Source organism: Streptomyces sp. NPDC088124 (genome assembly GCF_040685895.1).
Lineage (GTDB): Bacteria > Actinomycetota > Actinomycetes > Streptomycetales > Streptomycetaceae > Streptomyces.
In genome coordinates this window covers 46,922-70,047 of sequence record NZ_JBFBJB010000041.1, presented here as the reverse complement: position 1 = coordinate 70,047, position 23,126 = coordinate 46,922, and the positions used below count along the sequence as shown (strand labels likewise).

Annotated in this window: 34 protein-coding genes; 1 reads left to right on the top strand and 33 read right to left on the bottom strand. The window is 65.8% G+C overall.

Annotation, left to right across the window (positions count from 1 at the left end):
• Window positions 1-64: 64 nt before the first annotated feature.
• From AB0P17_RS29740 to AB0P17_RS29725, 4 genes are all read right to left on the bottom strand, one after another.
• Window positions 65-316: a hypothetical protein gene (locus tag AB0P17_RS29740; RefSeq protein WP_365815510.1), complete on the bottom strand. Its 252-nt coding sequence runs from the start codon at window positions 314-316 to the stop codon at window positions 65-67.
• 14 nt (window positions 317-330) lie between these two features.
• The gene (locus AB0P17_RS29735; protein WP_365815508.1) at window positions 331-714 is read right to left on the bottom strand and encodes an HU family DNA-binding protein; all 384 of its coding nucleotides are present in this window, start codon (window positions 712-714) and stop codon (window positions 331-333) included.
• A 37-nt stretch (window positions 715-751) separates the two neighbouring features.
• Window positions 752-1,801, bottom strand: coding sequence for a hypothetical protein (locus AB0P17_RS29730; RefSeq protein WP_365815506.1), 1,050 nt, complete (start codon window positions 1,799-1,801; stop codon window positions 752-754).
• A 104-nt stretch (window positions 1,802-1,905) separates the two neighbouring features.
• Window positions 1,906-2,826 (bottom strand): hypothetical protein, encoded by a 921-nt coding sequence (locus tag AB0P17_RS29725; RefSeq protein WP_365815504.1) that lies wholly within the window; start codon window positions 2,824-2,826, stop codon window positions 1,906-1,908.
• 159 nt (window positions 2,827-2,985) lie between these two features.
• On the opposite strand from AB0P17_RS29725, the gene AB0P17_RS29720 reads away from it, so the two are divergent.
• The gene (locus AB0P17_RS29720) at window positions 2,986-3,537 is read left to right on the top strand and encodes a LysM peptidoglycan-binding domain-containing protein (protein WP_365815502.1); all 552 of its coding nucleotides are present in this window, start codon (window positions 2,986-2,988) and stop codon (window positions 3,535-3,537) included.
• A gap of 637 nt (window positions 3,538-4,174) precedes the next feature.
• Here the strand turns inward: AB0P17_RS29720 and AB0P17_RS29715 are convergent.
• From AB0P17_RS29715 to AB0P17_RS29575, 29 genes are all read right to left on the bottom strand, one after another.
• A complete protein-coding gene (locus AB0P17_RS29715) occupies window positions 4,175-4,321 on the bottom strand; it encodes a hypothetical protein (RefSeq protein ID WP_365815500.1) in 147 nt (48 codons plus the stop codon).
• A 238-nt stretch (window positions 4,322-4,559) separates the two neighbouring features.
• Entirely contained in the window at window positions 4,560-4,901 is a 342-nt protein-coding gene (locus AB0P17_RS29710) for a hypothetical protein (RefSeq protein WP_365815498.1), read from the bottom strand.
• Window positions 4,902-5,104: 203 nt separating this feature from the next.
• A complete protein-coding gene (locus AB0P17_RS29705) occupies window positions 5,105-5,746 on the bottom strand; it encodes a TetR family transcriptional regulator (RefSeq protein WP_365815496.1) in 642 nt (213 codons plus the stop codon).
• A 750-nt stretch (window positions 5,747-6,496) separates the two neighbouring features.
• Window positions 6,497-7,015 carry a hypothetical protein gene (locus tag AB0P17_RS29700; protein WP_365815494.1) on the bottom strand — a complete coding sequence of 173 codons (519 nt, stop codon included), beginning with the start codon at window positions 7,013-7,015 and terminating at the stop codon, window positions 6,497-6,499.
• 677 nt (window positions 7,016-7,692) lie between these two features.
• Window positions 7,693-8,250 carry a hypothetical protein gene (locus AB0P17_RS29695; RefSeq protein ID WP_365815492.1) on the bottom strand — a complete coding sequence of 186 codons (558 nt, stop codon included), beginning with the start codon at window positions 8,248-8,250 and terminating at the stop codon, window positions 7,693-7,695.
• A gap of 416 nt (window positions 8,251-8,666) precedes the next feature.
• Window positions 8,667-9,455, bottom strand: a complete 789-nt coding sequence (locus AB0P17_RS29690) for a hypothetical protein (RefSeq protein WP_365815490.1) — start codon at window positions 9,453-9,455, stop codon at window positions 8,667-8,669.
• 477 nt (window positions 9,456-9,932) lie between these two features.
• Window positions 9,933-10,220 (bottom strand): hypothetical protein, encoded by a 288-nt coding sequence (locus tag AB0P17_RS29685; RefSeq protein ID WP_365815488.1) that lies wholly within the window; start codon window positions 10,218-10,220, stop codon window positions 9,933-9,935.
• A gap of 391 nt (window positions 10,221-10,611) precedes the next feature.
• Window positions 10,612-11,097, bottom strand: coding sequence for a hypothetical protein (locus AB0P17_RS29680; protein ID WP_365815486.1), 486 nt, complete (start codon window positions 11,095-11,097; stop codon window positions 10,612-10,614).
• Window positions 11,094-11,381 (bottom strand): hypothetical protein, encoded by a 288-nt coding sequence (locus AB0P17_RS29675; RefSeq protein ID WP_365815484.1) that lies wholly within the window; start codon window positions 11,379-11,381, stop codon window positions 11,094-11,096. The genes AB0P17_RS29680 and AB0P17_RS29675 overlap by 4 nt, the downstream gene beginning before the upstream one ends.
• Before the next feature lie 768 nt (window positions 11,382-12,149).
• Window positions 12,150-12,497 carry a hypothetical protein gene (locus AB0P17_RS29670; RefSeq protein WP_365815482.1) on the bottom strand — a complete coding sequence of 116 codons (348 nt, stop codon included), beginning with the start codon at window positions 12,495-12,497 and terminating at the stop codon, window positions 12,150-12,152.
• Between the two features lies 1 nt (window position 12,498).
• Complete coding sequence (locus AB0P17_RS29665; RefSeq protein WP_365815480.1) at window positions 12,499-12,969, bottom strand: hypothetical protein; 471 nt, start codon at window positions 12,967-12,969, stop codon at window positions 12,499-12,501.
• On the bottom strand, window positions 12,969-13,226 hold the full coding sequence (locus AB0P17_RS29660) for a hypothetical protein (protein ID WP_365815478.1): 258 nt from the start codon (window positions 13,224-13,226) through the stop codon (window positions 12,969-12,971). The genes AB0P17_RS29665 and AB0P17_RS29660 overlap by 1 nt, the downstream gene beginning before the upstream one ends.
• Before the next feature lie 25 nt (window positions 13,227-13,251).
• Complete coding sequence (locus AB0P17_RS29655; protein WP_365815476.1) at window positions 13,252-14,121, bottom strand: hypothetical protein; 870 nt, start codon at window positions 14,119-14,121, stop codon at window positions 13,252-13,254.
• A gap of 37 nt (window positions 14,122-14,158) precedes the next feature.
• On the bottom strand, window positions 14,159-14,728 hold the full coding sequence (locus AB0P17_RS29650) for a hypothetical protein (protein ID WP_365815473.1): 570 nt from the start codon (window positions 14,726-14,728) through the stop codon (window positions 14,159-14,161).
• Window positions 14,728-15,012: a hypothetical protein gene (locus AB0P17_RS29645; protein WP_365815471.1), complete on the bottom strand. Its 285-nt coding sequence runs from the start codon at window positions 15,010-15,012 to the stop codon at window positions 14,728-14,730. The genes AB0P17_RS29650 and AB0P17_RS29645 overlap by 1 nt, the downstream gene beginning before the upstream one ends.
• Window positions 15,009-15,887, bottom strand: a complete 879-nt coding sequence (locus tag AB0P17_RS29640; RefSeq protein ID WP_365815469.1) for a hypothetical protein — start codon at window positions 15,885-15,887, stop codon at window positions 15,009-15,011. Before AB0P17_RS29640 ends, AB0P17_RS29645 begins: the two co-directional genes overlap by 4 nt.
• A 323-nt stretch (window positions 15,888-16,210) precedes the next feature.
• Entirely contained in the window at window positions 16,211-16,345 is a 135-nt protein-coding gene (locus AB0P17_RS29635) for a hypothetical protein (RefSeq protein ID WP_365815467.1), read from the bottom strand.
• A 54-nt stretch (window positions 16,346-16,399) separates the two neighbouring features.
• Window positions 16,400-16,609, bottom strand: a complete 210-nt coding sequence (locus AB0P17_RS29630; RefSeq protein WP_365815465.1) for a hypothetical protein — start codon at window positions 16,607-16,609, stop codon at window positions 16,400-16,402.
• Window positions 16,610-16,643: 34 nt separating this feature from the next.
• Window positions 16,644-17,129, bottom strand: coding sequence for a hypothetical protein (locus AB0P17_RS29625; RefSeq protein ID WP_365815463.1), 486 nt, complete (start codon window positions 17,127-17,129; stop codon window positions 16,644-16,646).
• 98 nt (window positions 17,130-17,227) lie between these two features.
• Window positions 17,228-17,827: a hypothetical protein gene (locus tag AB0P17_RS29620; protein ID WP_365815461.1), complete on the bottom strand. Its 600-nt coding sequence runs from the start codon at window positions 17,825-17,827 to the stop codon at window positions 17,228-17,230.
• Entirely contained in the window at window positions 17,824-18,495 is a 672-nt protein-coding gene (locus AB0P17_RS29615) for a hypothetical protein (protein ID WP_365815459.1), read from the bottom strand. Before AB0P17_RS29615 ends, AB0P17_RS29620 begins: the two co-directional genes overlap by 4 nt.
• Window positions 18,476-19,270: a hypothetical protein gene (locus tag AB0P17_RS29610; RefSeq protein ID WP_365815457.1), complete on the bottom strand. Its 795-nt coding sequence runs from the start codon at window positions 19,268-19,270 to the stop codon at window positions 18,476-18,478. The genes AB0P17_RS29615 and AB0P17_RS29610 overlap by 20 nt, the downstream gene beginning before the upstream one ends.
• Window positions 19,271-19,379: 109 nt before the next feature.
• On the bottom strand, window positions 19,380-19,769 hold the full coding sequence (locus AB0P17_RS29605) for a hypothetical protein (RefSeq protein WP_365815455.1): 390 nt from the start codon (window positions 19,767-19,769) through the stop codon (window positions 19,380-19,382).
• The gene (locus AB0P17_RS29600; protein WP_365815453.1) at window positions 19,766-20,479 is read right to left on the bottom strand and encodes a hypothetical protein; all 714 of its coding nucleotides are present in this window, start codon (window positions 20,477-20,479) and stop codon (window positions 19,766-19,768) included. Before AB0P17_RS29600 ends, AB0P17_RS29605 begins: the two co-directional genes overlap by 4 nt.
• Entirely contained in the window at window positions 20,476-20,808 is a 333-nt protein-coding gene (locus tag AB0P17_RS29595; RefSeq protein WP_365815451.1) for a hypothetical protein, read from the bottom strand. Before AB0P17_RS29595 ends, AB0P17_RS29600 begins: the two co-directional genes overlap by 4 nt.
• Window positions 20,808-21,389: a hypothetical protein gene (locus AB0P17_RS29590; protein WP_365815449.1), complete on the bottom strand. Its 582-nt coding sequence runs from the start codon at window positions 21,387-21,389 to the stop codon at window positions 20,808-20,810. The genes AB0P17_RS29595 and AB0P17_RS29590 overlap by 1 nt, the downstream gene beginning before the upstream one ends.
• Complete coding sequence (locus AB0P17_RS29585; protein WP_365815446.1) at window positions 21,389-21,637, bottom strand: hypothetical protein; 249 nt, start codon at window positions 21,635-21,637, stop codon at window positions 21,389-21,391. Before AB0P17_RS29585 ends, AB0P17_RS29590 begins: the two co-directional genes overlap by 1 nt.
• A gap of 134 nt (window positions 21,638-21,771) precedes the next feature.
• Window positions 21,772-22,362 carry a hypothetical protein gene (locus AB0P17_RS29580; RefSeq protein WP_365815444.1) on the bottom strand — a complete coding sequence of 197 codons (591 nt, stop codon included), beginning with the start codon at window positions 22,360-22,362 and terminating at the stop codon, window positions 21,772-21,774.
• Between the two features lie 212 nt (window positions 22,363-22,574).
• A complete protein-coding gene (locus tag AB0P17_RS29575; protein ID WP_365815442.1) occupies window positions 22,575-23,117 on the bottom strand; it encodes a hypothetical protein in 543 nt (180 codons plus the stop codon).
• Window positions 23,118-23,126: the final 9 nt, after the last annotated feature.

Here is a 23,126-nt window from a genome sequence, read left to right as displayed (position 1 = left end):
ATCGCGCTCCGCGCGATCCAGCCCTGTCCCCGACTGGTGCTCGGGTGCCTTGCTGCAGCACTCGTCACCCACCCCACCCGCTGCCGGGGGCAGTAGATGAACCTGCGGACAGCCAGTTACCCGCGTCGAGCTTGCGCAGCAGCGGATCACCAACCAGTGCCGTCTCGGCGTCGATCTGCACGTCGGTGAGGCCGCAGGACCAAGCCGCCCGCACTGCGCGGTCTTGCTGGACATACCGCCGCAGTCGGTTCCCCTCGTTGCGGGCGTCGCGGCAGACGTCGTCGAGGGGTTCGCAGTGACGCGCGCGCTGCGTCACTGCGCCCTAGCCGGTCACGATCGGGCCTGGGGCGACGCCGGGCGCTCCGGCAGGCTGCCCTTGGGGAGCTTGCCAATGGAGGCCTTGCGGTCTCGGCTGTGCACCGACTGGACGAGGCGCGGGGACGGACGGAATCGGACCGCCTGGTGGGCGGGAACGGTGATCTGCTCGCCGTTCTGCGGATTGCGCGCCGTGCGCTTGCGCGTGCGGGAAGAGACGAACGTGCCGAAGTTCGTGATGGCGGTGTCGTGGCCCCCGGCTGCGGCACGGCTGATGATGCCGAACACGGACATGACAGCGGCGCGGGCCTCGTCGTCGCTGATGTCCAGCTCTACGGCCAGCGCGTGGACGAGGGCTGTGGTGTTGAGCCTGGTGGTGATGCGTACGTGGCGGGACATAGATGACTCCTGAGAGGTCGGACGTGCAGGTGCAGCCTCAATCGGTCGACGAGGAACGGGCCTTGCGGTCGGCCACGAGCGCAGCCGCACGGTCGAGGAGGAAGGGCCGGCCGTTGCGCCGCTCGTTGTGCTTGGGGCGCGCAGGGATGACGTCAAGCGCCGCCTTGTAGAGCAGCCACGCGGTTTCGCCCGCTGAGTACTCGACTCCGAGGGCGCTGTAGGCGCGCAGTTGCGTCCGCATCCAGCCGTGGAGCGAGGCGAGAACCGAGAACTCCCAGCGGGACATGTCGTGGTTGAAGTCACCGGGATCCCGGAGCTGGTGGCGCGCACTGGCCAGGGTCTGCTCGACGATGGCCTGCGAGTACGGGATGTCGGGCATGTCCTCCGCGGTGTCGACAGCTGACGCTGAAGCACCGGAGCTCTCGCTGGCGTTCACGGCCAGATGCGCGTAGAGGTCCTCGATGGAGGTGAAGGCCGGCGCGGTAGTCGCCGTGTTGACGTGGGCGACCATGTGATCGGGTACCGGCTGGCGGGTGAAGGTAATCCAGTGGTCCAGAAGCAGCTCGTACCAGCCGTGTTCCTCACGCAGGACGCGCTTGCCGGCGGCCACAGGGAAGTCGTGGAAGTTCCTCGGCAGTGGCACGACGAGATGGAAACCTCGGCCGGACATCGACAGCTCCGAGTAGAGGCTGCCCGGCAGCCGCAGCAGGTCTGTGACCGTACCTGGCGGACAGTCGGCCTCGATATCGAGGACGAGCAGCCCGTCAGTCTGGGCCTGGAGGTAGAAGGCGTTGTTCGCGGCGTTCGGAATCGCCGCGGTGAGTTCGTCGAGGGTCAGCAGACAGGTCTCGTCCAGGGCGAAGGCTCCGCGCAGTGGGCCGGCGTGCTGGCAGCTGGACGTGCATCCGTCCAGCAGGTGGCATACGTCGATCGGGGCCTTGCGCTTCGGCGGCTTGGTGGGAATGCCGGGGGTCTCTTCCCTGATCTGTCCGGAGATGGTCCACCGACAGGCACTGGCGAGCGTGCGGATCGCGGGGTTGCCGTAGAACTGCGGGAACCAGGCATGAGGGTCGGCTCGAGTCATCATGCGACGCACGCTTTCGATCGGAGGCGTCAGGAGGAGACGAGAAAGACAGGACCCCCGTACTGTGCGGATGTCCGTACGGGGGTCTCATCGATGGTCACCGCAGCTCAGCTCTGATAGGTGATCCCCGCTTGCTCGGCCGGGCCGCCGTTCCACGGACCGGTGGCCACGGGCGCACCCACGGCTGAACCGGCGCCCTTAAGAACGTTGATCTTGGCCTTGAGGCGCGCGATCTCCTGCTCCTGGGTCTCCTGCGGGGCAGGAGCCGGAGCCGCGGCGGGAGGGGGAGTGGCCGCAGCGACGGGCGCAGCCACGGCGGTTGGTTGGGCGACGGGGGTCTGAACCTGCGCAGCCATGACCTCGGGCTCAGTCGTAGGCTGCGGGGCCGGGAAGGACAGGCCGTCCTCGACTTCGGTCCCGACCGGGTCCCCGGCTGCAGCATCGACAGGGGCAGCCTGGATGGGGCGCGGCGCGCCGTTGAACACGATGCCGCGCGCGGCAAGGTCGGCCTGGCCTATCCCGCCGGTGTAATAGCGCGGCTTTTCGTGGACGATCACCTGGTCGAGGGCCAAGCCGCGGTTGTTGAAGTTCTTCGGCTTGTAGACACGCAACACGAGCGTGACGTCGAGGCCATGCGCGAGTTCCTGGCCCGACTCGTCCTGGTCGTAGGTGCCGTCGCCGGCCGCAGACGGGATCGCGATGACCGGCAGGTTCGAGCCCTTGGAGTCGATCGCGTAGTTGGGGCCGCTGTTGGGGTTCTTCCTCGAGGGGTAGCGGCGCTCGGAGACGAACTGCTCCTCGAGGGTGGGGTTGCTCGGGTCCGCGAGTTGGACTTCGGCGTTGACGATCGTGGCGGTGACGTGCGGCCTGCCGACAGGGTTCATGCCGTTCTTCGACTTGCGCTCGTCGCTGGCAACGAGCTCTGCACCCTGGATGAGGCGGGTGAGTACGGCGAAGGCGAGCTTCCCGCGGATGAGGACGCTCTTGCCCTCAACGAGCTGGCTGGCGGAGATGGTGTGCGTGGTCATGGTGATGCAGTTCCTTCGTTCGATCTAACGACTAGCGAGCCATTGGCCTATAGTGCTCTTATCGTGAGCAATTTATATTGCATCCAGCCCCCCATTCAGTCAATACATGTCCAACTACAACTAGAATCCGAACGCCACACCAAATAAGGAGTGACAGGGATGAAGGATGCGATTCGCGAGCCAGTGAAGACGGATTCGAAGCCGCCGGCGCAGACGAGAACACCTGCCCGAAGCCACTCCGGCCCGATGGGCTACGGCAACGGACCCGTCATCACAGCCTGTGTCATGACGGGCGGAGCGGCGCTCATCGCCGGGTGCGGCTTGGCGCGGCTCGTGACGGCCGACTGTGACTTTTCCCGGGCCCTGCAGGGCAAGCGCACGACGATCCAGGCACCCGCAGACCCGGGCGACAAGAACGCCGGGGGTGGAAGCGCGCAGGCGCCGAGCGAGGACAAGAAGGACACGAGCAGGGTGGGTCAGGTACCGATGCCGGGTCGCGATGACGAAGACAAGTCCAGAGGATCGGCTAGGCCGCCCCGGGTGGAGCCTCAGCCGAAGGCGAGGTCGTACACGATTCGCCCCGGCGATACGCTCGCCAAAGCCTCGGGGGCAACGGGGGTGCCGATCGGCATCCTCGTCGAGGTGAACAAGATCCAGGACCCGAACCTCATCCATGCCGGAGCTTCGCTACTCATCCCGCCCGTACGATGATCCGCCAGAACGGCACCGCCGCGCAGGGAACCCGATTCGATGTCTAAGTCGCCACGTAGGCGGTCAGGACATCGTCGTCAGGTAGGGGGGTGCCACCGCCCTTCAGGCCCGCAGGTTCATCAGTCGGGCGCCGTCCGGGCCCCTGCCTGGCTCTGGTACGGAGGTCTGGCCGGTAAGACCGAGTCTGCTTGATCCGGCCCGGCCGGTGGTGGTCATCATCCGTGCTTGAAAACGAGCGCCACGGCTTGTCCCACGGCGCCACCTCGTAGACGCCCTGAGCGGCGAGCTTCACGCCGAGCACGACATCGAAGAAAGCCAGGAATGCTCCGACTCCGCCTCGGGGCCGAAGTCGACGTGCACGCGAAGCGGGCTCACGGCGTATCCCACAGGCCGCTCGGAGTCGCCTTCGATCTCGACCACCAGCGCCGCCGCCTCGCCCAGTTCGTAGAACAGGCCGGGAAGCTGCCGTATTGCGGGTACTCGCGTGCTGTGCGCACGAGCGCACACAGCAGCTCGGTACGCACCCCGGATATCGAGAGCGCCGGAGTGGACGCCGTCCCCGCGACAGGTACACCGAGCCTGGGGGCTCATTTCCAGGCGCCGGACAGCACGGTGCCGGTCACTTCAGGTACCTGAGTCATGCCGACACCCCCGTGGACGCCACGACGGCCAGCTCCCCAGGGGTCCAGCGCGCGTCCCACTCCACCTGACTCAGCAGATGGCGGGGCTCAATGGCGACCTTGACGCCGTCTACGACCCGTTCGCAGGATGCGGTCGAAGCCACCACTACCCGCGTTCGGTTACTCCAGGGTGTGGACCAGGTCGATGCGGGATGGGCGGTGCACCACTGCAACTCGCCCAATGTGGTGGGCGGGACGTCGAGCGTCACGTACTCCTCGCTACTGGCCAACGGGCGGAGTCCCGTCGGCGAAGGCGGTCGGCCAGCATGCGGGGGACCTGACCGAGGCGGAAGGCACTCGACTCCATCGACTCGCTGGCAGCCAGCGGGTGGACGGACTGCGTCATAACTGCGCATACGACCGGCCGTCTGCGTGGCGGCCAGTCGTAGTCTCGGTCCAGGCCCGGAAGTTGATTCCCTGTACGACGGCGTGAGCCTCGGTGCGCTCGACCTCCGGGCGGTAGGGGTGAACGGTGGTGCTGACGACGGTGTCCAGGGCAGCGGCGAAGTCCTTGACCGCGCAGGGAGATTCGAAGAAGTAGAGGCTCACCTCGTAGCTGTCGGCCCGGTGGTGGAGAGTGATGTCCTTGGGCGAGGAGGTGAGAGCCAGACGATTGACAACGGACTCAGATGCGGCGAGCCCGCGCATCAGGGCGTTGCGGTCCTGCACATCAGCGTTCGGCACGGGCGGGGTAGAAGGCGGAGATTGAGTAGGTTGTGCGCTCACGATGATCCTCAGTTCTTCAGCGGGTGGAGTGATACGTCGTGGGACTGCTCCGCCGCGGAGTCGAACCCGTCCGGGGCCTGCGGGGGGGTTTGCGCACCACGTCACAACCGCGAGTTCTTCGTCGGCGGGACAGCGCGTGCCGGATTCGGGCTACGGGCGGGTCACGCAACCGGCAGCGGGACGACGATTGCGCCGGACACGGTCAGGCTGATGAGCTCGACCAACATCTGGCGAACCACCGCCGAGTCCGCAGTGTCGGAGGCGTGGCGGCTGGCAGCCGCGGCGAGCAGCTGCGTCAGAGCCTCGGCCGAGGCGAAGGAGTCGTCCTTCGGGCCGGGTGATGACGGACGGGTGGCGATGGCGTACTCCAGGTGTCCCAGGAGACCGGAGAGCACGCGGCGGCGGATCTCGGCGAACCGACTATCGCCCTCGGCCGCCCTCAGGTTGACCACCCGCAAGACTACCTCGTGCTCCCGCCAGAACGCGAAGAAGGCGTCCACCGTGCTCCCGGCGCTGCGACGCTCGTCGCCCCACCAGCTGCTGATCTCCGCGTAGATCAGCCCATCGCTGCCATCCTGCGCCACGGGCCGGGCCAGTGCCAAGACGGCAGCGTCAACGTCCGCGAAGTACTGATAGAAGGTCGCGGGCGAAGTACGCGTGCGACGAGCGACATCGATCACTCTCGTCGCGTGATGGCCGTACTCGGCCAACAACTCCCTTAGGCATAACATCAGTTGGCTGCGGGTTTTCAAGCCGCGTGCTCCGATGGGGCGCCCTGTGGTGGTCCGGATCTCCTCGGTCATGTCACTTCCTGCTCGGTGATCGGTCATGGTTCATTGAGGCGGGGGCCCAGCCTCAGTGGCGAGTTCGCCGCCGTGATGCTTGCCGGGGCCTCTGGGACGTTGTCGAGAGCCACGACGGGGGCCGCTCCGTCGCGGATCAGCGTGTTCGTACCTGTGGGCGTGGACGACGTGATGGGTCCCGGCATCGCCAGCAGCGGGCTCCCTTTCAGCCCCATGCACCCAGCCGCTTATCTGGTCAGCGATGCGCTGAAGGCAGCTGGTGCCTCAGTCCAGCGGGTTCTCGAGGTTGCACTCCCCGAGCAGCTTGATCTTTGCGTCGACGAGGCCGAGAGCCGTGGCCAGACCAAGGACATCGTTCGGTGCGAGTCCGGGATCAACGGGGTTGGAGTGCTTTGGCCCGGAACTCGACCGGGGTAGGGCCCGGGATGCCCAAGCGGATGATCACCGCCTCGTCCTGACCGGCGACACCGCCCTCGTCGTCCTTGTCCTTGCGCAGGCGCAGGAGCGGGATCCATTCAGTGGAAACGAAGGTCGCACTGCCCCCGCCGGGATCACCACCAGACGTCACCCGGGACCGGCGCAAGCCGGTCCACGGCATTTCTCTTCGCAAAGCTCTCAACTGGATCCCGACATCCGGATCAGCTGTGCTGATCCCAGCCGTGAGCGCAGAACTGAGTCATCGACAGGCACCAGAAAACCCCACCGGCTGCATGCCCGGCGGGGTCTTCCGAAGTTAAAGGCCTCGCTCTTTCACGTTGCATCAGTTTCGTCAGACTCCCCCCGTTCGAGGAGGAAGCCGCGGACATCACCGGTTTTCAACATGTCCTGCAGATGCGCGAGGAACACTGCACGCCGCGTGGCCCGGCGATCGGCCGCAAGATCATAGTTACGCAGTGCGGTTAGGTTGACAACCCAACCGTTCTCGCGCGCGATAGCCTGCTCGAGCTGGGATTGGGGCACGACTTCCATATGGGTGAAGTCGTGGTCGAACTCGGGTGCGAGGTCAAGGTGTTGGCCCGGCTCATCGATGTAGAGCGTGTCGACGCCAACCTGCTGGCCGGCCTTGTCGAACGCCATCAGGAAGACACGGTCCGCCCAGACGGTGTTGTCGACATGGACCGCTACGACACCGGTGTCAACAACAAAGGTGGTCAGCTCGAACCGCTGATACACGCGGGCGCGAGCTTCATAGCACCACATGATACGCCGAGCTTCGTCGAAACCCTTGAACTCGTCAGAGTTGGACGCTTCTGCGTGAGTATGGATCAACGATGCACTCCTTCATATGCAAGATCGGAGAGGTTTCCAATTCCAACGGGCACATTACCTACGACACCCGCCTCGAAACAGCGAACCCTCATCCGTTCTTCAATGCAGCGCAGCAGCAGTTTCCAGGCGTCCGCCCAGCTCCTGCACACTTCGCTCACCAATAATTCGGTCCACTTCACTCATCCCGCAATCGAGGTCAAGTTGCACCAGCAACCATAGGTACGTGCAGTAGATGGCGCTATTGCATCTCTGCACAAATCGACTGGTTGGGCGTTTCGGCTCTGCACCTGGAAGCCATCCGAGCGTGCAGGTGTGCACCTCCCGTTCGGTGTTCACGCGGGAGGTGCACCCCGGCCTCCATCTTGACGGACGGTTCCCAGACACCCTTCGTCTCGGCCGACAGGGCGAAGGTGGCGGAGTCCGTTTCGTCGTCGAGTCGGGGCCAGGTGTAAAACCGCTCGTCCTGCTCTGCCCAGAAGTGCGCCACCACAACGCTTGCAGTCATCTCATACGAGTGTGTGTCACTGACAGGCATCGGCTATTCCTTTCGTCAGACGGTTCAGACGCCCTGATTTTGGCGGCGGAGTTCGGAAAACGGCAGTGAGTAGGCAACCCCATTGATGCGCCGGCGGAGTATCGAGGCCGGCTTACCCAGCAGATCGCGCATGGCCTGCTCCTCAGCCGGCGAATGCGAAACGCTCGGGCTGCTTTTCCAGCGTGAGCTTCCACTGTGCCTGGCCGGCCTTGACGGACAGCCCCGCAGTTGTTGCGCTCGTACTCCCCGTCGTACAGGCCGGGAGGCTCAATGCCGAACCAACGCAACAGGTCCATGAGCCGGGCCCGATGCTGGACACCACCAGTACCGTGGCTGGCCGGTTGTCCCGCTTGCTGTCGTAGACGACGTCTCGGCCCGAGATGAGTTCGCGGGCGGTCTTCGCGTCGAAGGGCTTCCAGAAGGACTCCACGTAGCCGGGCATGTAGTCGGCGGTGTAGCGCAGGGCGAGGTCCAGGCGGGAGGGGTAGCAGCGCGAGGTGGTGCCGTCCTCCAAGCGGATCTCGCAAAGCGAGGTGATCTCTCCGGTGCCCGGGTGCCAGGGGATGCCGGTGACGGTGACCTTGTCTCGCTCGCGGGGGCGAATGAGGGTGCGAGTGAACGGCGAACCGTGGCCCGGTGGCCGGACCTCGCCGCTGAGCCGGTCGATAACCTCGACAGTCGTCCCGTTGAACCAGAACACCGAGCCGGCCTGCCGCTCCTCGGTCGGCGACCGAAGGCGCTCGGCTTTGGCCTCGTCCTCCTGGGCCTCCGCCTCGTCCTCGGCAGCAACGGCGCTTCCCGCTGTTCCTTGAGAGTCCGCCGCCAGTGGATGAGGACCTGGGCATAGCGCCGGGTGCGGGTTCGCTGATCACCAATGGTGATCATGTCGACGGTGATCCACTCGTTGGGGCGGCTCGGGTCATCGTCGCGGGTCTTGTACACCGCGTCGCGTGGAGCACCCTCCTGGTCGGCCTGCTGGCAGACGCTTTCGATGTAGCTCGTGCTGAGGCTGCCACCGATGGCGTGGAGGGCCCACACATATGGACGTCCGTGCCACTGCCCGGGCGTTCGGGCTGAGACATGGAGCCACCCTCGGGCGTCGTCAGCCGAGGTCGCTCATTTCTGATCCTCATGGAGCTCGGAGAGGGAGGCGGCAGCCGCTGCGGCCTCGTATTGTCGTCGGAGTTCGGACAGGGGAAGGGGGTAGGCGACGCGGTTGCGCCGTTGGCGCAGCATCGAGACCGGCTTACCCAGAAGCTCCCGAATGCTCTGCTCCTCGGCCTCTGCGTACGCGAACCGCTCCGGCTGGACTTCGAGCGTGAGCTTCCACTGAGCCTGGCCGGCCCTGACGCAGAGGCCGCCGCAGTTGTTGTGTTCGTATCCCCAGCCGTAAAGCCGGGGCGGCTCGATGCCGTACCAGCGCGACAAGTCCATGAGCCGGGCCTTGGACTCCTCCTTGGTCAGCTCGGGCATCCGCTTGGCGCACAGGGGGAATTGCACGCGCCAGGGCTTCCAGTTCCGGGCGATTGCGGGGATGCGGGCCCGGTCCCGGCTGGTCTTCTCGATACCGATGTAGACGACGGAGTCGCCGATAGAGGCGTGCTCCTTCATCCACTTCCGGCAGGGAATCTGCTTGAGGTATTTGGTGCACGGGGTGATGCGGTCGTTGCCCAGGAAGCGTTTGTCTTTAAACAGCTCCCATGGCGTCCGGCCGTCGGTGACCTTCGTCAGTGGCACCTTGAGCAGGCGGCTGATGTCGTCGGCGAACCGCCAGAGGTCTTCATCCTCGGCCTTGGTGTCCGCTATCAGCAGCGTCATGCTGCTGGTGCCGTGCTTCTCGGCCACACGGAGCGCTGCTCCGAAGGAGCCGAGTCCGCCGCTGAGTTGAATGACGTGCTGGGTCATCCTCGACTCTTCCTTCACAGCAGGGGCCCTGGTGGGTGTAGCGCAGGACGGTGTTGCCCTCGTGCTTCCGGGCGGTGCTGACGATCTCCAGGTAGCGCACCCGGACGAACGAAACGTGGATGGTGCGGCCTCGGTCGGCGTAGCCCATCCGGATCCCGGCGTCCAGCAACAGCTCCTTGAGCTGGTGGGTCGTTATGACGACGTCCACGACCTTGGCGAGGGTGCTGCCCTTGGTGGTCTTGAGCCCCACCCAGGACTGTGCGCAGCCGCAGGCGTCGCCGTTGTCGCACACGCCGACCGGGCCCAGGACCAGTTCATCGTCGTCACACCAGTTGAAGTCGACTTCGGGGGAACAGACTTCACCGGTGGCAGCCAGAATTTTCGTGAGTGTTCCCTATTGTTCGGGGGCGGAATGTTGCGGTTGCATCCGGCAGGCCACCGCGGCGCCCCTGATGGGATTGGCGGAAGCGGTCGAGGCTACTTGCGGCCGAGTTCGATGTCGGCGGTCCACAGACGGGTGACAACGCCGTAGTCGGCAGGGTCGAGCCGGCACCTGGCCAGGTGGTTGGTGAGCTGCTCGTCGTCCTCGTAGCGGACGCGGAAGTCACCGACGGATGACATCCGCTCGACCGTGGCGGGTCGGTTGCCGCGCTTACGGTCGAAGACGACGTCGCGCCCCGAAACCAGTTCGCGGCCCGTCTCCTCGTCGAAGGCGGTCCAGATGGACTCCAGGTCGTCCCAGACGACCCCCGAGGCGTAGCGCATGCCGAGACCGACGCAGGAAAGGGGCCAACGTTCAGTGGCGCGGTCCTGGCGGCGGACTTCGACGGACGCGGTGATCTCGTCGCCGTCCGTGTTCCACGGGAAGCCGACGATGGTGACCTGGTCGCGCTTGCCGGGGCTATGAGGGTACGTATGAAGGGCTCGAAGTCGGGCCCGGAGGCCACGACGTGGCCGGTGATGCGATCGATCGCCTTGACCGTGGTCTCGTTGAACCAGAACACCGAGCCCGGAGCACGCCGCTCGGTCTCTTCGCCGTCCGGAACGACCATCACATTCTCCTCTCGAATACGCGAAGGTCCCACTCTCGCCCTATGGACAACGAGTGGGACCGAAAACAGCACGGCCACCCATTCGAGTGACGTGCTAACAGTTCCTATTCTGTGGAGTCGGAGTTGGTGGGGCGCAGCGCATGCTTTTCTGTGTCTTGGTTTTTCAGATGCGCCCACCAACCGCCGCTGATCCCGAATTTGGGGTCGCGGACCCACAGACTGACGTGGCTGTGCTCGATTGAGTCGACAGTTCCGACCAGTGTGCGGGGCGTGTCGATCGGCTGGCCGTCCTCATTCACGTACCAGTCAAACCGGCGGACGTCTCCGACTTTGAGTCCCGCGTAGGGGGTTTTGACGAACGTCGTGTGCCGGAACCTCGTCGTCGTCCAGGGGAACTCGGTGATCTCACCGGTGTCGTACCGGCGGAGCGACGCGGTTCGCTTCTCCCGATTCACGCCGATGAGCTGCCCGCCGGACTTCTGGGCGCCCTGAGCAATAGGGTGGGCAACCATGTGCTGGCCCACGAACGGCAGCAGTTCTTCTGCCGCCTGGGGGGAGTTGATCCAGGTATCAGCGCGCAGCTCGCTCATGCCAGGGACTCCTTCAGCTTGTCCTCGATGGCCCGCAGCACCGACCTGATGCCCGCGTAGAGGTGACGGGGCGCCGGTTCCCCGCAGTCGGTGCAGTTGATGACGACGCCTTCGGTACCGTCGCCGCCGCCGAGGGTGGTGAAGGTCAGCCGCAGACCGTCCTCCTCGGTGACGCTGCGATCGAAGTAGGCCGCAATGCGGACCTCGTAGGTTCCGGGACAGGTGAAAAGTTCGCCTCCCCTGAGGTTCTGTCGGGCGCACGGAGTACGCGGGTCATTCTCCATCGGTTATTCCTTCCTTGTGTCGGCACACAAAAGGTCCAGCCCTTGCAGCGTTCGCAACGGCTGGCCTTCAGTGAACCCACGCAGGGCAGAATGCGATGCTGGCCATTCGAGGGGACCGCCGGCGGTTACAGGACGTCGGCCTCCTCCAGCGGTTCGACGATCTCAAGGCCCATTCCCGGGTCGTCCCACCTGCCGACCTCACCCGTACCCTCCTGCAATCGCACCTTGTCCAGCAGCGGGCCGAGCTTGGTGTACGGATGCAGTTTGAGCCTCGGATCGGCCTCCTTGAGCAGCTCTTCCGCGAGATTGCGGAGCTGCTCGTTCCCGATGTCGGCGCCATCGGCGTCGTAGATTCCGGCCAGGTGCTCGGGGGCTCGGGCCTTGGCGGTCTTGATGTCCTACCAGCCGCCCGACACGCACATCTGGTGCGTCAGCAGGTACGCTGTCTCTCCCGCCAGGGGGCGGTGGTCCGGCACCATCTCGACCACGGTCCGCCGGTCCCCCAGCATCGGGGAACGGGTTTCAGCAGGATCGGCCGCCGGCCGAATGGGGCGCGAGCCCCCCAGGCTGTCCCCGCAGAATCAGCCGGTCGTTCTCGACACGGACGAAGGTGAGGATGTATCCCGGCTGCGGTGCGAATGCCTGCCCCTGTGGGACCTGGCGTCCCCCGAAGGTGACGAGCTGCATGTGTTTCTCCGTATTGTATTCGGGCATGAAAAAGGCGGCTGCCGGTCGGCGAGCCGCGTGTGTTTCTGCTGAGTCCGTCGGTCAGTCCGAGTCGGTGTGGATGGGGTCCTTTTCACTCGCGCCGCAGTACATGCAGTTGGCGTCCATATCCCAGGTGAGGTACTCGTCGTACTCGTGCGGGATTTGCTGCCACAGCGTCAGCGGCTCCAAGTACTCCGGAGCGTGTTCCTTGTTCGGCATGCCCAGGAAGACGGTCGACAGCTTCTCGACGTCCTTGGCCTCGGCCCACGCATAGCCGCCGCCCTCGCTGCGGAAACCGAGGATCAGATGCACGTCCGGCCTGGCCGGGTAGCGCGACCGGTTCCGGTCGACGATGCCCCGCCGCCCGGCCAGCCGCACGATGTCCCCGTAGTGGATGCAGTCAGCCATGTCACTCCTTCGGAATCAGCAGCTCGGAGACGTTGAAGACGTAGGCCGGACCGCCGGAGCCGTCGTCGGCAGCCCGCTCCTCGGGCCTCAACGCATACGTCACCGCGAACTGCTCCAGCATGTACGTGTACTCGATGGGGAAGCCCGGCCAACGGCCCAGGATGAAGCCGATCGCACGCTCCTCCAGCCGTCCCGTGGTCTCCTCGTCATACGCCCTGATGACGTATGCCAGGAAGTCCCGACCGAACTCGGGGCGCAGCTTCTCCGCCACGGTGATGGCCGCGAACACCAGGCCCTCGTCGTTGCCGGCCTCGTCGGCACGCAGCTCGCTGATCACGCCAGCCAGCTCGCCCCCGGTCTCCCGCGAGTCGATCTCGCAGAACCCAGCGTCGTCGGCGCTGTTGAATGCCTCGCGCCAGTCCTCGGCGCTGTACATCAGGCCAGTCACGGGGCCTCCCTTCATCTTCTCCATCAGGTGTCCTCCTTCTCGATCTTCTTCAGGGACTCAGGCCCCTGGTGGGACTCGTTGCCGTTGTCCCAGCGGACGTGGAGAGGCCATGGGCACTCCGAGGCCGCGCGCGGGAAGCCGCACTTCGCGTGCCCGCACTCCCGACCTCGCAGGTACGGCTGCCAGGTGTGGCGCTTGCACAGACACACCACCACTCGGCCGCGCCACGTTCCGCAGTCGGGGTCTTCGAGCATGACCTGGGTGCCGGTCGTCAGCCTCATTCCGAGTCCTTTGGGTCGTCAGATCTCAGGAGGCGTAGGCGCTCAGGGCCGCGTACGCCTGCGCGACGGTGGCATTGCGCAGCCAGACGGCAGCCCACGTTCGAGTGTGGTTCTGGTCATCGACCCGCTTGACGGCCAGAGCGTGGCGGATGGTGAGCACACCGTCCGGGTCGACCAGGTCGTCATAACGCGGTCCGTCGCTGACGACGTGCTTCGCGGTCATGCCTGGGAACGTCACGCCGAGCTGGTAGCGGTACTCCTCCGGCAGGTTCTCGATCCCCTGCATGGGGGTGGAGAGGCTCGGCCTGAGCGCCCGGGTGATACGTGCTGCCTCCCTGATGGACAGGTGCGGGATGCGGACCTCCACGCGGGTGCTGTCGTCGCCAGGCGAGGTGATGATCACCCCGAGCGGGCGCCGTTCGCCTTCGCTGAACAGATGCTGGACGGCGTTGAGGAGTTCCAGCCGGTACTCGATGTAGGTCTTCTCGGTGCCGCCCTGGGCGATGGCGGGGATTCCGGCATCCCGCAGCGGAATCGAGAGCACGCGCAGGCCGGCCACCGCGTCCTCACGTCCGAAGTGCGGCAGCATCTCTGTGCGGATGGCCTCGACCGTCCGGCGGACACTCGTCGCGCGGTCGTCGGCCGTTTGGACATCCGCCGTGATTTCTTCCAGTGGCCTCATCTTGTCGCGGCTTACCGACACGTGCGCAGTGAGCAGCACCCGGTCGGTCCCGTCGTCCAGGCAGATGCGCAGACCGATGCGGTGCACGACGATCGCGGAACTCAAGATGGCCTCCACCCGCCACTCCGGGCCGAGCACGGCTGCCGTCTCGTACGCGATCAGGCGAAGCGGCTCGGAGACGAGGCTCATGTCGGTGTACATCGGGTCTCGCATGGTTGCTCCGACTCGTAGATGTGGGTGCGGACTCGGATTACTGGCTGTCCGTGGGCGTGGTGTAGATGGGCTTCTCGTGCGCCTCGAATCCCTTGGTGAGACGCTCGTAGAACTTGCTGCGGGTGTGGACCTTGGAGGTGGCCCACATACCGGCCTCCGGGGTCGCCGCGATCCCGATCACCTTGGGACCCATGCGGACGTCGTAGCGGCCGTCGTCGCGTCGCTGGAGGTAGCCGAGGCCCCTACCGACGCCCCGAGTGTTGAGGTCCACGTAGAAGTCGCCGTCGTTGATCGGGACGAGGGAGATCAGTACACCGTGCTTCGGCAGCAGTTCGCGGTTGAGCGGGCGGGGCCTTCCCTGAGGGGTGGTCCGGTCGGACTGTTCGGGCGCCTTGAACCAGTACATGAACTCGGCGGCCAGGCGCTCGCTCTCGAAACCGTGCACCGCGCCCTGGTTGCCGGTGAGGCCGGCGTGCTCGGCGACCCAGCCGGCCCCGCTCGTGGGGTAGGTGATGCCGAGGGCCTCACCGGTGTCCTTCAGACTCACGCGCAAGCGCTTGTCGTTGTAGGGGTCGACCGGCTCGAAGTCGAATTTCGGCGTGGGCATTACTGCTCCTGTTCTCCGAACGAGACGGGTGCCTCGTTCCAGTCCTTGAGGTGGTCAGCGACGGTGGAGTTGGGGTGGTTCCAGGGATGCCATCCGCATTGGCACACGGCGATGGTGGGAGACACGTACACGTAGCCGTGCGGCCCTGCGTAGACGCCGAGGTCGAAGGGCTCGTCGTACGGGTCGGGATGAGACCTCATGGGTGCCGGCTGGTCATTGCCGGCGTCGCGGAAGCGGCTCTCGTCGATCTGGGCGAACCACTTCTCGGCCGGTGTGCTCGTCACTCGTAGATTCGGGTCTGGAGCTTGACGGTCTGGATGGGGCCGAAGGTGTCGCAGATCGCGCCGGTGGTCTCGGCCCACGACCGGAGGCCCGGGACTCGCAGGACTTCGCGAATCACACCCTCGGGGGTGTAGAGGATGATCAGCTCGCGGTCGTTGATGTCCAGGTGGCCGGGCGTCCAGGTGGCGAAGTCCTTGGACCCGGAGTCCGTCATCCGGCCGTGGAAGGAGAAGACGGCCTGTTTGTAGTCGAGTTCGGCGTCGGTGATCGTCGGCTCGGGGTGGCCACGGTTGGGCAGCTTCTCGGCTCCGAACCGGCCGCCGGCCAGGTCGTGCCGGACGCCGTACTCGCGGTCACGGAAGGTGAAGTAGGCGGCGTAGCGCGGGTCATCGGTGACCACCCGCCAGTCACCGACGAAGGTGTGCAGGTAGTCGACGGCGTAGTCCCACCACAGCCGGGCGGTCTCCACGGCACGCACGCTCGGCTCCGCGTGGAGCATGTCGTGCGAGTGGCGCAGAACCTCGATGGATTCCGGGCGCCCCGGGCAGCCGTTCGTCTGGAACTTGAACCAGTTGACGCGGCCGGTCGTGCCGCAGTCGAAGCACCGGGCCTCGTGCTCCTGGTCCTTGAGCAGCCGGTGCCCTTCGACGGTCTCGATGAACATGTTGTCCGTCATGTGCACGTGGAGCGGAACGAGCCGGGCCTTCAGCGCGGGGCGCCGAGCGTAGGACTCGCCGCAGGGCTTGCACACAGGGTCGCGCAACGGCTCCCGGGACTCCGCGTCGGTGCGGATTGAGCCGATCAGCAGATGCGTCGCCGTGCCCTGGCACGGCTCATCGCCGGGGCCGACGGTGGACTGAACGGTGGAACAGCGCATGGCGCTCCTCGGGCGAAAGGCCGTGATTTCGAATGGAGTTGCGGCTGCGTCCTCGGCTGCTACCTCGCTGTCGTGCGCCTCCGCGCACAACTCGCAGATGTATCCGCCGGGCACCTGGTACTTCCGGGTATTGGGAACGGGCCCGTGGCCGTTGCCGAATGCGCTGGGGCATTCGTCGTTGGCGCAGTAGAAGTGACTCTGGGCCTCGGGCTCCGGCCCGCCGTCCGGCCATTCCGGACCGACGTAGACGCTGCGGGTCATGCAGCGGACTCGCAGCGCGGTGCGCCGATGAGGTCGCCGTCGTGCCCCGTGAAACCGCAGCGTCAGCACTCCCAGGCATACGCCTTCTCTGCGCCGTCGAACCAGGGGACGGTCTCGCGGGTGTTGACAAGCCGGTGGTCACGGAAGACCCGCAGGCCGTTCTCGTCGCGCTTCTCGTAGGCATCCACACTGGGCATGCGTACGCTCATGTCGCCCGCCCGCCAGAACTCGAAATCGCCCAACCACGCCGCTTACGCGCCCGGGTCGCGCTCGCGCAGTTCGGCGGACAGACGCTCGAAGTCCGGACGGCGTGCCTCGGCCTCGGCCTCGGTCGTCGGCCGCAGGTACTCGCCGAGCGGGCCCTTGCCATGGGGGCCGTAGTCCTTGATGGGAGCGCCCGGAGTCGACTGGTACGCCGCAAGCTGGAGGTTGAGCATCAGGGTCTGCAAAGTGGCGCGCATTGTTGTCCTTGTCTTGTCTGGCCGGGGGTGTGGGTTACTCGCCGTTCCACAGGCGGATGCCGCTGGCCTCCATGTGGTTCCTCAGCGTGTTGACGGCCGCCCGAAGCTCCTCGTCGCTCTCGGAGAGGTCACCGGACTCGGCGATCGAGTCGGCGATCGTCTGCACCTCGTCCGCCTTGCGTGCCAGGGAGATCCGGTCGACGTTTGCGATGAGATGGCAATTCGCCGGGCCGACGGTCAGGCCGTGTGATTCGGCGATTCGCCGGGCGAAGTACCTGCGGCCGACGATCGGGGCGGACCAGTACTCGACTTGATCGGACTGGTAAATGCCGATCGCGTACGCCTGCGCGGCGGCCGGGCTGTAGGCCAGGAGGAGAACCCTTCCCCCGGGGACCAGGAATGTCTCCTGCACGTCGTACAGGCCATGGCGCCGGATGACCTCGAATTCCTGGGTCTCGGTGTTGAAGTACTCGTTCGGCTGACACACCCGGCGGAGCGGATCGACAAGTTCATAAGGCATGCGGTGATCTCCCAGTTTCTCTACCGCTTGGCGAAGTGGAGGTTTCGATGACGGATGTACCGCCCAGCTCTGGCCTGCACGGTGGCAGGCAGCGCGTCTTACGTGAGCCAGTAGGTGTTGTAGCCGTACTCGAACCGGATGGGTCCGGTGGCGCAGCGGACCTTCTCGACGGCACCGTGCCGGTCGACGGTGACCCCCTTGGTCAGGTGTGCCTTGGCTGCCAGCTCGGTGCGGCGGAGGTAGTGGAGGAGGAGGAACTTCGCCTCGTGGAGCGGCATCGCGATCGAGCAGCCGGCCGATGAGACGACGCGGTCCGGGTTCGGGGATTCCGCTCCTGCCCAGCCGGCCGCCAGCTTGGGGGCATCCGGCACTTCAGGGCCTGCCCAGTACAGGTCGATCGCTTCGCCTACGGTCTGGTCGAAGACGCGATCCCACACGAAGGTGTTGTGCGCCATCTCGACGTACGCCGTGAGCGCGGCGTCCGCGTTGTCGGTGGACGGGTCTCCCGCGAACCGCTTGGAGTACGCCCACTCTCCGTCCCGGAACCCGTCATCCATGCTCTTGCCCGGGTACAGGCGGCCGATGATCCACTGTCCGTCGTCTCGGGTGCCGAGCCAATGCCCGTAGTAGCGGTCGTCGTAGTGCTTCTGGCGGGCCTGGTGGACGAGTGTCCAGCCCTCGCTTCCGATGGTGCTCATACGGTTCCTTTCGTGAGTGTGCCGTTGCGGCGCTGGATTCGGTGGGTGCTGACGAGTTCGGTTCCGCACGGCTCGCACATCACTTCGCGGCTCCGGGCGGGCTCCCCCGGCATGCCGTATCCCGCCCGCACGAAGGGGTTGTCGCTCTCCAGCGTGTGCGTGGCCCAAGTACGGCAGCCGATCGCCGAGCATTTCGATGCGGTCAGTTCCAGCACCTGGTCCGCAGCGTGCCGGGGGTCGATTCGCATGAGGGGGAGCCCGCCGGTGTCCTGGCAGATCAGGAAGCCGGTTGCGTAGCCGATAGCGCTGTAGCCCTGGTCGATGTGCTCGGGGCCGATCACCCGGTAGATGCCGCTGAGGAAGCGGAACAGGATGCCGGGTTCGATGCCGCAGGCGTACGCCCAGCAGTCGGCCGCGTAACGGGCAACCGCCGCGTCGGGAATGTCCCACGGAGTGCGGTAGGTGCCCTCGATGCCAGGGCCGGTGACGAGGTTGGGCACCTCGCCCAGGAGCCGGCCGGCCACGTCGAAGACCTCCACGACGTAGGGGAATCGGCGGCAGTCGCGAATTGCTGCCGCGTCCTCGGCGTCGAAGTCCCACCACGGGTACGCGTCCGGCTCGTCCGGGTGCTGAATCCGGACGCGGATTTCAGGCAGCGGCTGTCGCACTCCGGGCTTCCTTCCACTGCGCGTACAGCTCGGCGGCGGGGCCGGGGACGAGCCAGGGGAAGGTGTCGGCCCACGACCGGTACTGGTCGGCCGGCGTCTCGTCCCAGGGGTCGGTGGGCTCGGCCGCCGAACCGGTGATCAGCGCCGGATTCGCGCGCAGCTCCAAGATGGTCTGCTTGGAGCTGCGCTGGTAGTGCAACGCCTGGTCCGCGAAGCGTGCCCGGTACTCGGCCGTGTTGCAGTCGTCGCAGAACCGCTGCCTGCGCCCGGATACCTTGTGGATCACCATCACCTTGGCGGGCGGCGGATAGGTCCCGTGCAAGCCCATGCAGTGGTAGACCCCGTAGTTGTGCTTGGGGCCGCCCTCATGGACGGTGGACCACTCGGTGATGATCTCGAAGTCGGCGATCTCCTCGACCAGGTCCGCCAGGGGCACGACGTGGCTGCGGGTGTACTCGGGGTGGACGAAGGCCGCGTGCGGCTTGGCGACGTTGCGCCGGTAGTAGGCCCCGTCAGGCTTTCGGAAGTTCTCGATGGGGCCGTAGTGGTGCTCGGTGAATCCGTCCTCGGTCTGCACCGTCACACGCACCCAATCACCGACCATGAACCGCCTGAAGTGCTTCTCGACGGCGGCCTTCCACGTCGCCTCCGACCCGTTGCCGTTGATCCAGGCGTCCCGCACAACCCCGTCAATGTCGTACCGCTCCGGACCGCCCTTCTCAAAGCCCAGCATTTCCCGGGCCTGCGCGCGCATTTCACCCGTGATTCCAGCCATCTTTTCCCTCCTTGATTTCGAAGTCGATTTCCTGAGCACCCGGAGCGGGACTCGAACCAGCAATACGTTGAGGGCGCATCCAGTTGACCACCACCGGCCGGGCCCATTTCTAGACGGATAATTTCTGAATGTCTCGCCGGTATATGAGCAGCGCCTCGGCGGCCTCGATATCCGTGGCGTAGTCACCGAGGTACTCATTGCAGAACCACACTGCCCAGCCCTGCACCGGCCGGCCGATCCAGGTGTGCGAGATCTTGTAACGGCCGTCCGTGAGCAGCGCGACTCCGTGCGGCACGCGAAGCACATCGGTCAGGCCGCTGCGTGTGCTCGTGCAGATGACCGTCACGTGGTCGGTGTAGGTCTGCTGATGGACCGACCAGCGCGGGTCGGCGCGCTTCTGCTCGTACACCCGCAGCGCCTTCAGCGCGGTGTGGACATCGACGCGGGGGGGTGCAGAAGGTACGCGGGAGCCCGTGGTGAGGCGGAGGCAGAACTTCATCGGCTCCCCGTCCCCTTCGGTTTGATCCCCGGGAGCGTGCGCTGGTTCTTGACCTGGAGCTGGTGCCTGTGCGGCTGGTCGGCCGGCACGTCGATGCCGCAGGTCTCACACGTGAACAGGTGCTTCTCCCAAAGCTGTTCGCAGTAGAGGCACCGGTCCCCGTCGTACTCCGGCGTCGGCATGAGGCCGAGGCCCGACTGACCGGAGAGGTGCACGGTGGCGTAGCCGTGGGGGTGCATCGCGGCGGCCTGGTGCACGTTGTCCTCGGAGATGAACGTCGGGTGCGACAGCCCCCACGAGCGCAGCTCGACCGCGACCTTGCGGGCCAGGGCCTGCGGCAGCTCGTAGGTGTCACGCACGTGGCGGATGAGCGCCGGTTCGGTCGGGGACCTCTCTCCCAACACCAGCCACTTTCCGCACTTCTCGCCGGTGCACCGCTCATCCGAGATGGCGTGGCGTACGCCGGGCGCGGCGTTCGGAATGTCGGTCAGCTCGGTCTCGCACATCTCCTTCGAGACGGGCTTCGGGAAGTCACCGGAGTCGTACGACCCGTCGCTGTCGAAGTCGATGCCGAGGTTCTGGGCCGCCCGTCGGATCGCGTCCTCATGTGGCTTGCCGCGCTGCACCTTGACGCCGTTCGCGCGCAGCGCCCTGAGCGTGCAATTCGGGCACAGGTTCTCGGCCTGGTAGCTGTAGCCGACCACGGTCATGCTCGATCCCCCTCGTTCTCGTCGGCTTGCTCGGTTGCTGTGGCGCCCGCGCGGGTCAATGGGACGCCCAAGCGCTCGGCCTCCCGCTCGGCCACGACCACCCCGGGCGCGTACTTGCCGTCATCCCAGGAGCGCGGGTCCTGGTCCTTGAGCGTGTGGAACATCCCGTGCGCCTCGGTCAGAGCGAAGGGCCAGGTGTGCGCGATGCCGATCACCTGCTCGCGCTCGATCACCAGCACGTCGCCGTCGCGGATGTCGTCGCGGCACTGGACTGCGCCGTACGCCTCGCCGGTGCTGTAGAAGGTCCACACCTTCGGTTCGCCGCTCATCAGTGCGCCCCTACTTTCAGAATCTTGTTGCCGCACTTCGGGCAGAGGTGATGGCCGTCTGCGTCGTGGTCCAGCTCGTGCAGACGAATATCGGGACCGTGCTGCCCGACGCCTTCGGCGGAGAACTGCCAGCACTCGGTGTCTTCGGTCTCGAAGGTGTGGCCGCCCTCGCATTCCATCCACGCATTGGCGAAGTTCAGGAAGTCGTCCGGCTCGTCGCACGTGAGCCGGTAGAAATTCGGATCCTGCACGTGGTTCGGCTGCGAAACCGCAACGAAGTAGAGGTCACCGAGCCGAAAGATCGTGTAGTGAACCGCCCGGTCCAACCACGAAATGAAATTCTGGGTGTGCTCGGTCTTCAGCTCACTCCTCCAGTGCGGAGCTGACACCTTCACCCCCCGTCGCTCCAGCCATGCCAGGAACTGGACCGGGCCGTACGGGTAGTCCTGCCAGGTGACGTACCCCTCGGACCACTTCTCGTACAAGACGTCGAGCCGGTCGGATTCCTCGGCCTTGTCGTCCAGCCAGGCATTCCACTCGCCGATAACGCCGTCGTCCTGGAAACGCAGGTCGATGCCCATCAGGCAGGCACCTTTTCGGCGTCGTAGGTGTAGGGCTGGCCGGTGGTGCAGTCCGTGTAGATCCCGGCCTCGCCCCACGTGATGGGCGAGGAGAACGGCTGCCCCTCCTTGTGGAGCTGTGCGCAGTGCTGGCGGACCTCGATCTCCAAGACCTGGCCCGCGATGCCCATGTCCATGCACACCTCGGAGTACGGCATTTCCGACCGGCCCCGGTCACCGATTTCGAGGTTGACTCGCTGATCCTGCAATTTTCCTCCCTGGTAGCTGCTGACGATCGACAGCCCGGGGCGCGGCATTGCTGCCGCGTCCTGGACTGCCGTTGGCTCAGCCGCTGACTGGCAGGCACGTACTGCTGGAGCGCGTGAAACCGCAGCAGTCCGACTCAGTTCTCGGACACGACCCGACCGTCCGGGTGCACCCAGTGGGGCCGTCCCCGCCAGTGGAGGACGTACTGATCGATGCGGGCCCGCCACTCGTAGCGGGGCTGCTCCTCCGGATACCAGCGCAGTTCGGCCAGAGTGTTGGCCTTGAAAGGGGTCGGGTCTCCGGTGAAGCCCACGGCCCTCACGCCGTGCGGCGACTTGTAGTTCTCCCACTCGGCCTCGGCGTCGCTACCGGCCGGCCGCCGCTGGAGCTGGAGCATGTACAGCACGTCGCCGTCGCGGGCGTCGGCCTCACCGGCAGGCCAGCAGACCATCCGGTCGAACCCTTCGCCGAACACTTTCTTGGGGTTGATGTAGGCGCAGCCGGTCTCCCAGCGGTTGCCGTGATCGTCGACCAGGCTCGACACACTGCGCGGCATGGTCGGGCGTACGCCGAGAATCAGGTAGTGCGTCGTACTGGCGGGCGTGCAACCGTTTGCCGTTCGGTGGTACACCAGCTCAGCACCCACGATCTTGATCGTGAGACCCGTGTCGGCGCGGCTGAACGTCTTGCTGCCATCCCACTCGTACGGGAGTCGCGGGCGGGTCATGAGTTCCCCCTAGAAAGTGAGCAGACTACGAAGAGCCTTCGGACCCCGGCGGGCCTTGATGTGGGCCTCAAATCCGTCAGCTTCCGCTTTCTCGATTACGGGAACACGGTTTTCCCGCGCCGCGTCAGCCTCGACGTAGGTCAGGACGTCTCCTGAGAGACCCGAGGTGGGCAGGAGTCTCCTTCCTGAGCAGGCTCAGGAAGGAGACCGATTCAGTCACCGCTGTTCCAGGGGAATTCGTGGCCGTGCCGGGCCACAAACGCGTCGTACGCGGTGATGATGCTCGGTCGTCCGTTTTCCTGAGGGAACTGCCGAGCGGACCTGAGGTCGTCGTCGAGAATGAAGGCGCGCCGCCTCATGGTGCGCAGGTTCGCAACACCGCGGACGGTTGTCAGGTCCGTCTCCTCATGCCCGCTGGCCACGAGATTGCCGTGACCGTCTCGCACGTACAGTGGTTTACCCCGCCGATCGTGGCCGACCTTCTCGGCGACGGCCATGAACACCGGATAGTCGGCAGGGCCGTGCATCCGCTCCTGACACTTCTCCTGCTCGGTCTTCTTCCGCAGCACAAGGGCGCTGGTCAGGACATTGACGCCCGCGCCGACGAGGAAACTCTCCACGGGCAGGTCAACGCTGGCCGTGATCCAGCACTCATCGAGGATGTACTCGCGGAGCGCCTCATCGTCGGCGCCGGGGTTGGACAAGATCCCGTTGGGCGCATGACCATGCTGATACGGCCGCCGGGCCGCACCCATTCGATCGCC

Excerpts from the sequence above, each read along its gene's own strand:
- AB0P17_RS29680 (WP_365815486.1), bottom strand. The coding sequence starts at position 11,097 with ATGAGCGAGCTGCGCGCTGATACCTGGATCAACTCCCCCCAGGCGGCA.
- AB0P17_RS29605 (WP_365815455.1), bottom strand. The coding sequence starts at position 19,769 with ATGAAGTTCTGCCTCCGCCTCACCACGGGCTCCCGCGTACCTTCTGCA.
- AB0P17_RS29650 (WP_365815473.1), bottom strand. The coding sequence starts at position 14,728 with ATGCCCACGCCGAAATTCGACTTCGAGCCGGTCGACCCCTACAACGAC.
- AB0P17_RS29670 (WP_365815482.1), bottom strand. The coding sequence starts at position 12,497 with ATGGCTGACTGCATCCACTACGGGGACATCGTGCGGCTGGCCGGGCGG.
- AB0P17_RS29720 (WP_365815502.1), top strand. The coding sequence starts at position 2,986 with ATGAAGGATGCGATTCGCGAGCCAGTGAAGACGGATTCGAAGCCGCCG.
- AB0P17_RS29610 (WP_365815457.1), bottom strand. The coding sequence starts at position 19,270 with ATGGCTGGAATCACGGGTGAAATGCGCGCGCAGGCCCGGGAAATGCTG.
- AB0P17_RS29625 (WP_365815463.1), bottom strand. The coding sequence starts at position 17,129 with ATGCCTTATGAACTTGTCGATCCGCTCCGCCGGGTGTGTCAGCCGAAC.
- AB0P17_RS29660 (WP_365815478.1), bottom strand. The coding sequence starts at position 13,226 with ATGAGGCTGACGACCGGCACCCAGGTCATGCTCGAAGACCCCGACTGC.
- AB0P17_RS29665 (WP_365815480.1), bottom strand. The coding sequence starts at position 12,969 with ATGGAGAAGATGAAGGGAGGCCCCGTGACTGGCCTGATGTACAGCGCC.
- AB0P17_RS29630 (WP_365815465.1), bottom strand. The coding sequence starts at position 16,609 with ATGCGCGCCACTTTGCAGACCCTGATGCTCAACCTCCAGCTTGCGGCG.
- AB0P17_RS29735 (WP_365815508.1), bottom strand. The coding sequence starts at position 714 with ATGTCCCGCCACGTACGCATCACCACCAGGCTCAACACCACAGCCCTC.
- AB0P17_RS29595 (WP_365815451.1), bottom strand. The coding sequence starts at position 20,808 with ATGAGCGGCGAACCGAAGGTGTGGACCTTCTACAGCACCGGCGAGGCG.
- AB0P17_RS29725 (WP_365815504.1), bottom strand. The coding sequence starts at position 2,826 with ATGACCACGCACACCATCTCCGCCAGCCAGCTCGTTGAGGGCAAGAGC.
- AB0P17_RS29590 (WP_365815449.1), bottom strand. The coding sequence starts at position 21,389 with ATGGGCATCGACCTGCGTTTCCAGGACGACGGCGTTATCGGCGAGTGG.
- AB0P17_RS29675 (WP_365815484.1), bottom strand. The coding sequence starts at position 11,381 with ATGGAGAATGACCCGCGTACTCCGTGCGCCCGACAGAACCTCAGGGGA.
- AB0P17_RS29600 (WP_365815453.1), bottom strand. The coding sequence starts at position 20,479 with ATGACCGTGGTCGGCTACAGCTACCAGGCCGAGAACCTGTGCCCGAAT.
- AB0P17_RS29685 (WP_365815488.1), bottom strand. The coding sequence starts at position 10,220 with ATGCGCTACGCCTCGGGGGTCGTCTGGGACGACCTGGAGTCCATCTGG.
- AB0P17_RS29620 (WP_365815461.1), bottom strand. The coding sequence starts at position 17,827 with ATGAGCACCATCGGAAGCGAGGGCTGGACACTCGTCCACCAGGCCCGC.
- AB0P17_RS29705 (WP_365815496.1), bottom strand. The coding sequence starts at position 5,746 with ATGACCGAGGAGATCCGGACCACCACAGGGCGCCCCATCGGAGCACGC.
- AB0P17_RS29580 (WP_365815444.1), bottom strand. The coding sequence starts at position 22,362 with ATGACCCGCCCGCGACTCCCGTACGAGTGGGATGGCAGCAAGACGTTC.
- AB0P17_RS29640 (WP_365815469.1), bottom strand. The coding sequence starts at position 15,887 with ATGCGCTGTTCCACCGTTCAGTCCACCGTCGGCCCCGGCGATGAGCCG.
- AB0P17_RS29575 (WP_365815442.1), bottom strand. The coding sequence starts at position 23,117 with ATGGGTGCGGCCCGGCGGCCGTATCAGCATGGTCATGCGCCCAACGGG.
- AB0P17_RS29690 (WP_365815490.1), bottom strand. The coding sequence starts at position 9,455 with ATGACCCAGCACGTCATTCAACTCAGCGGCGGACTCGGCTCCTTCGGA.
- AB0P17_RS29655 (WP_365815476.1), bottom strand. The coding sequence starts at position 14,121 with ATGCGAGACCCGATGTACACCGACATGAGCCTCGTCTCCGAGCCGCTT.
- AB0P17_RS29635 (WP_365815467.1), bottom strand. The coding sequence starts at position 16,345 with ATGCCCAGTGTGGATGCCTACGAGAAGCGCGACGAGAACGGCCTGCGG.
- AB0P17_RS29730 (WP_365815506.1), bottom strand. The coding sequence starts at position 1,801 with ATGATGACTCGAGCCGACCCTCATGCCTGGTTCCCGCAGTTCTACGGC.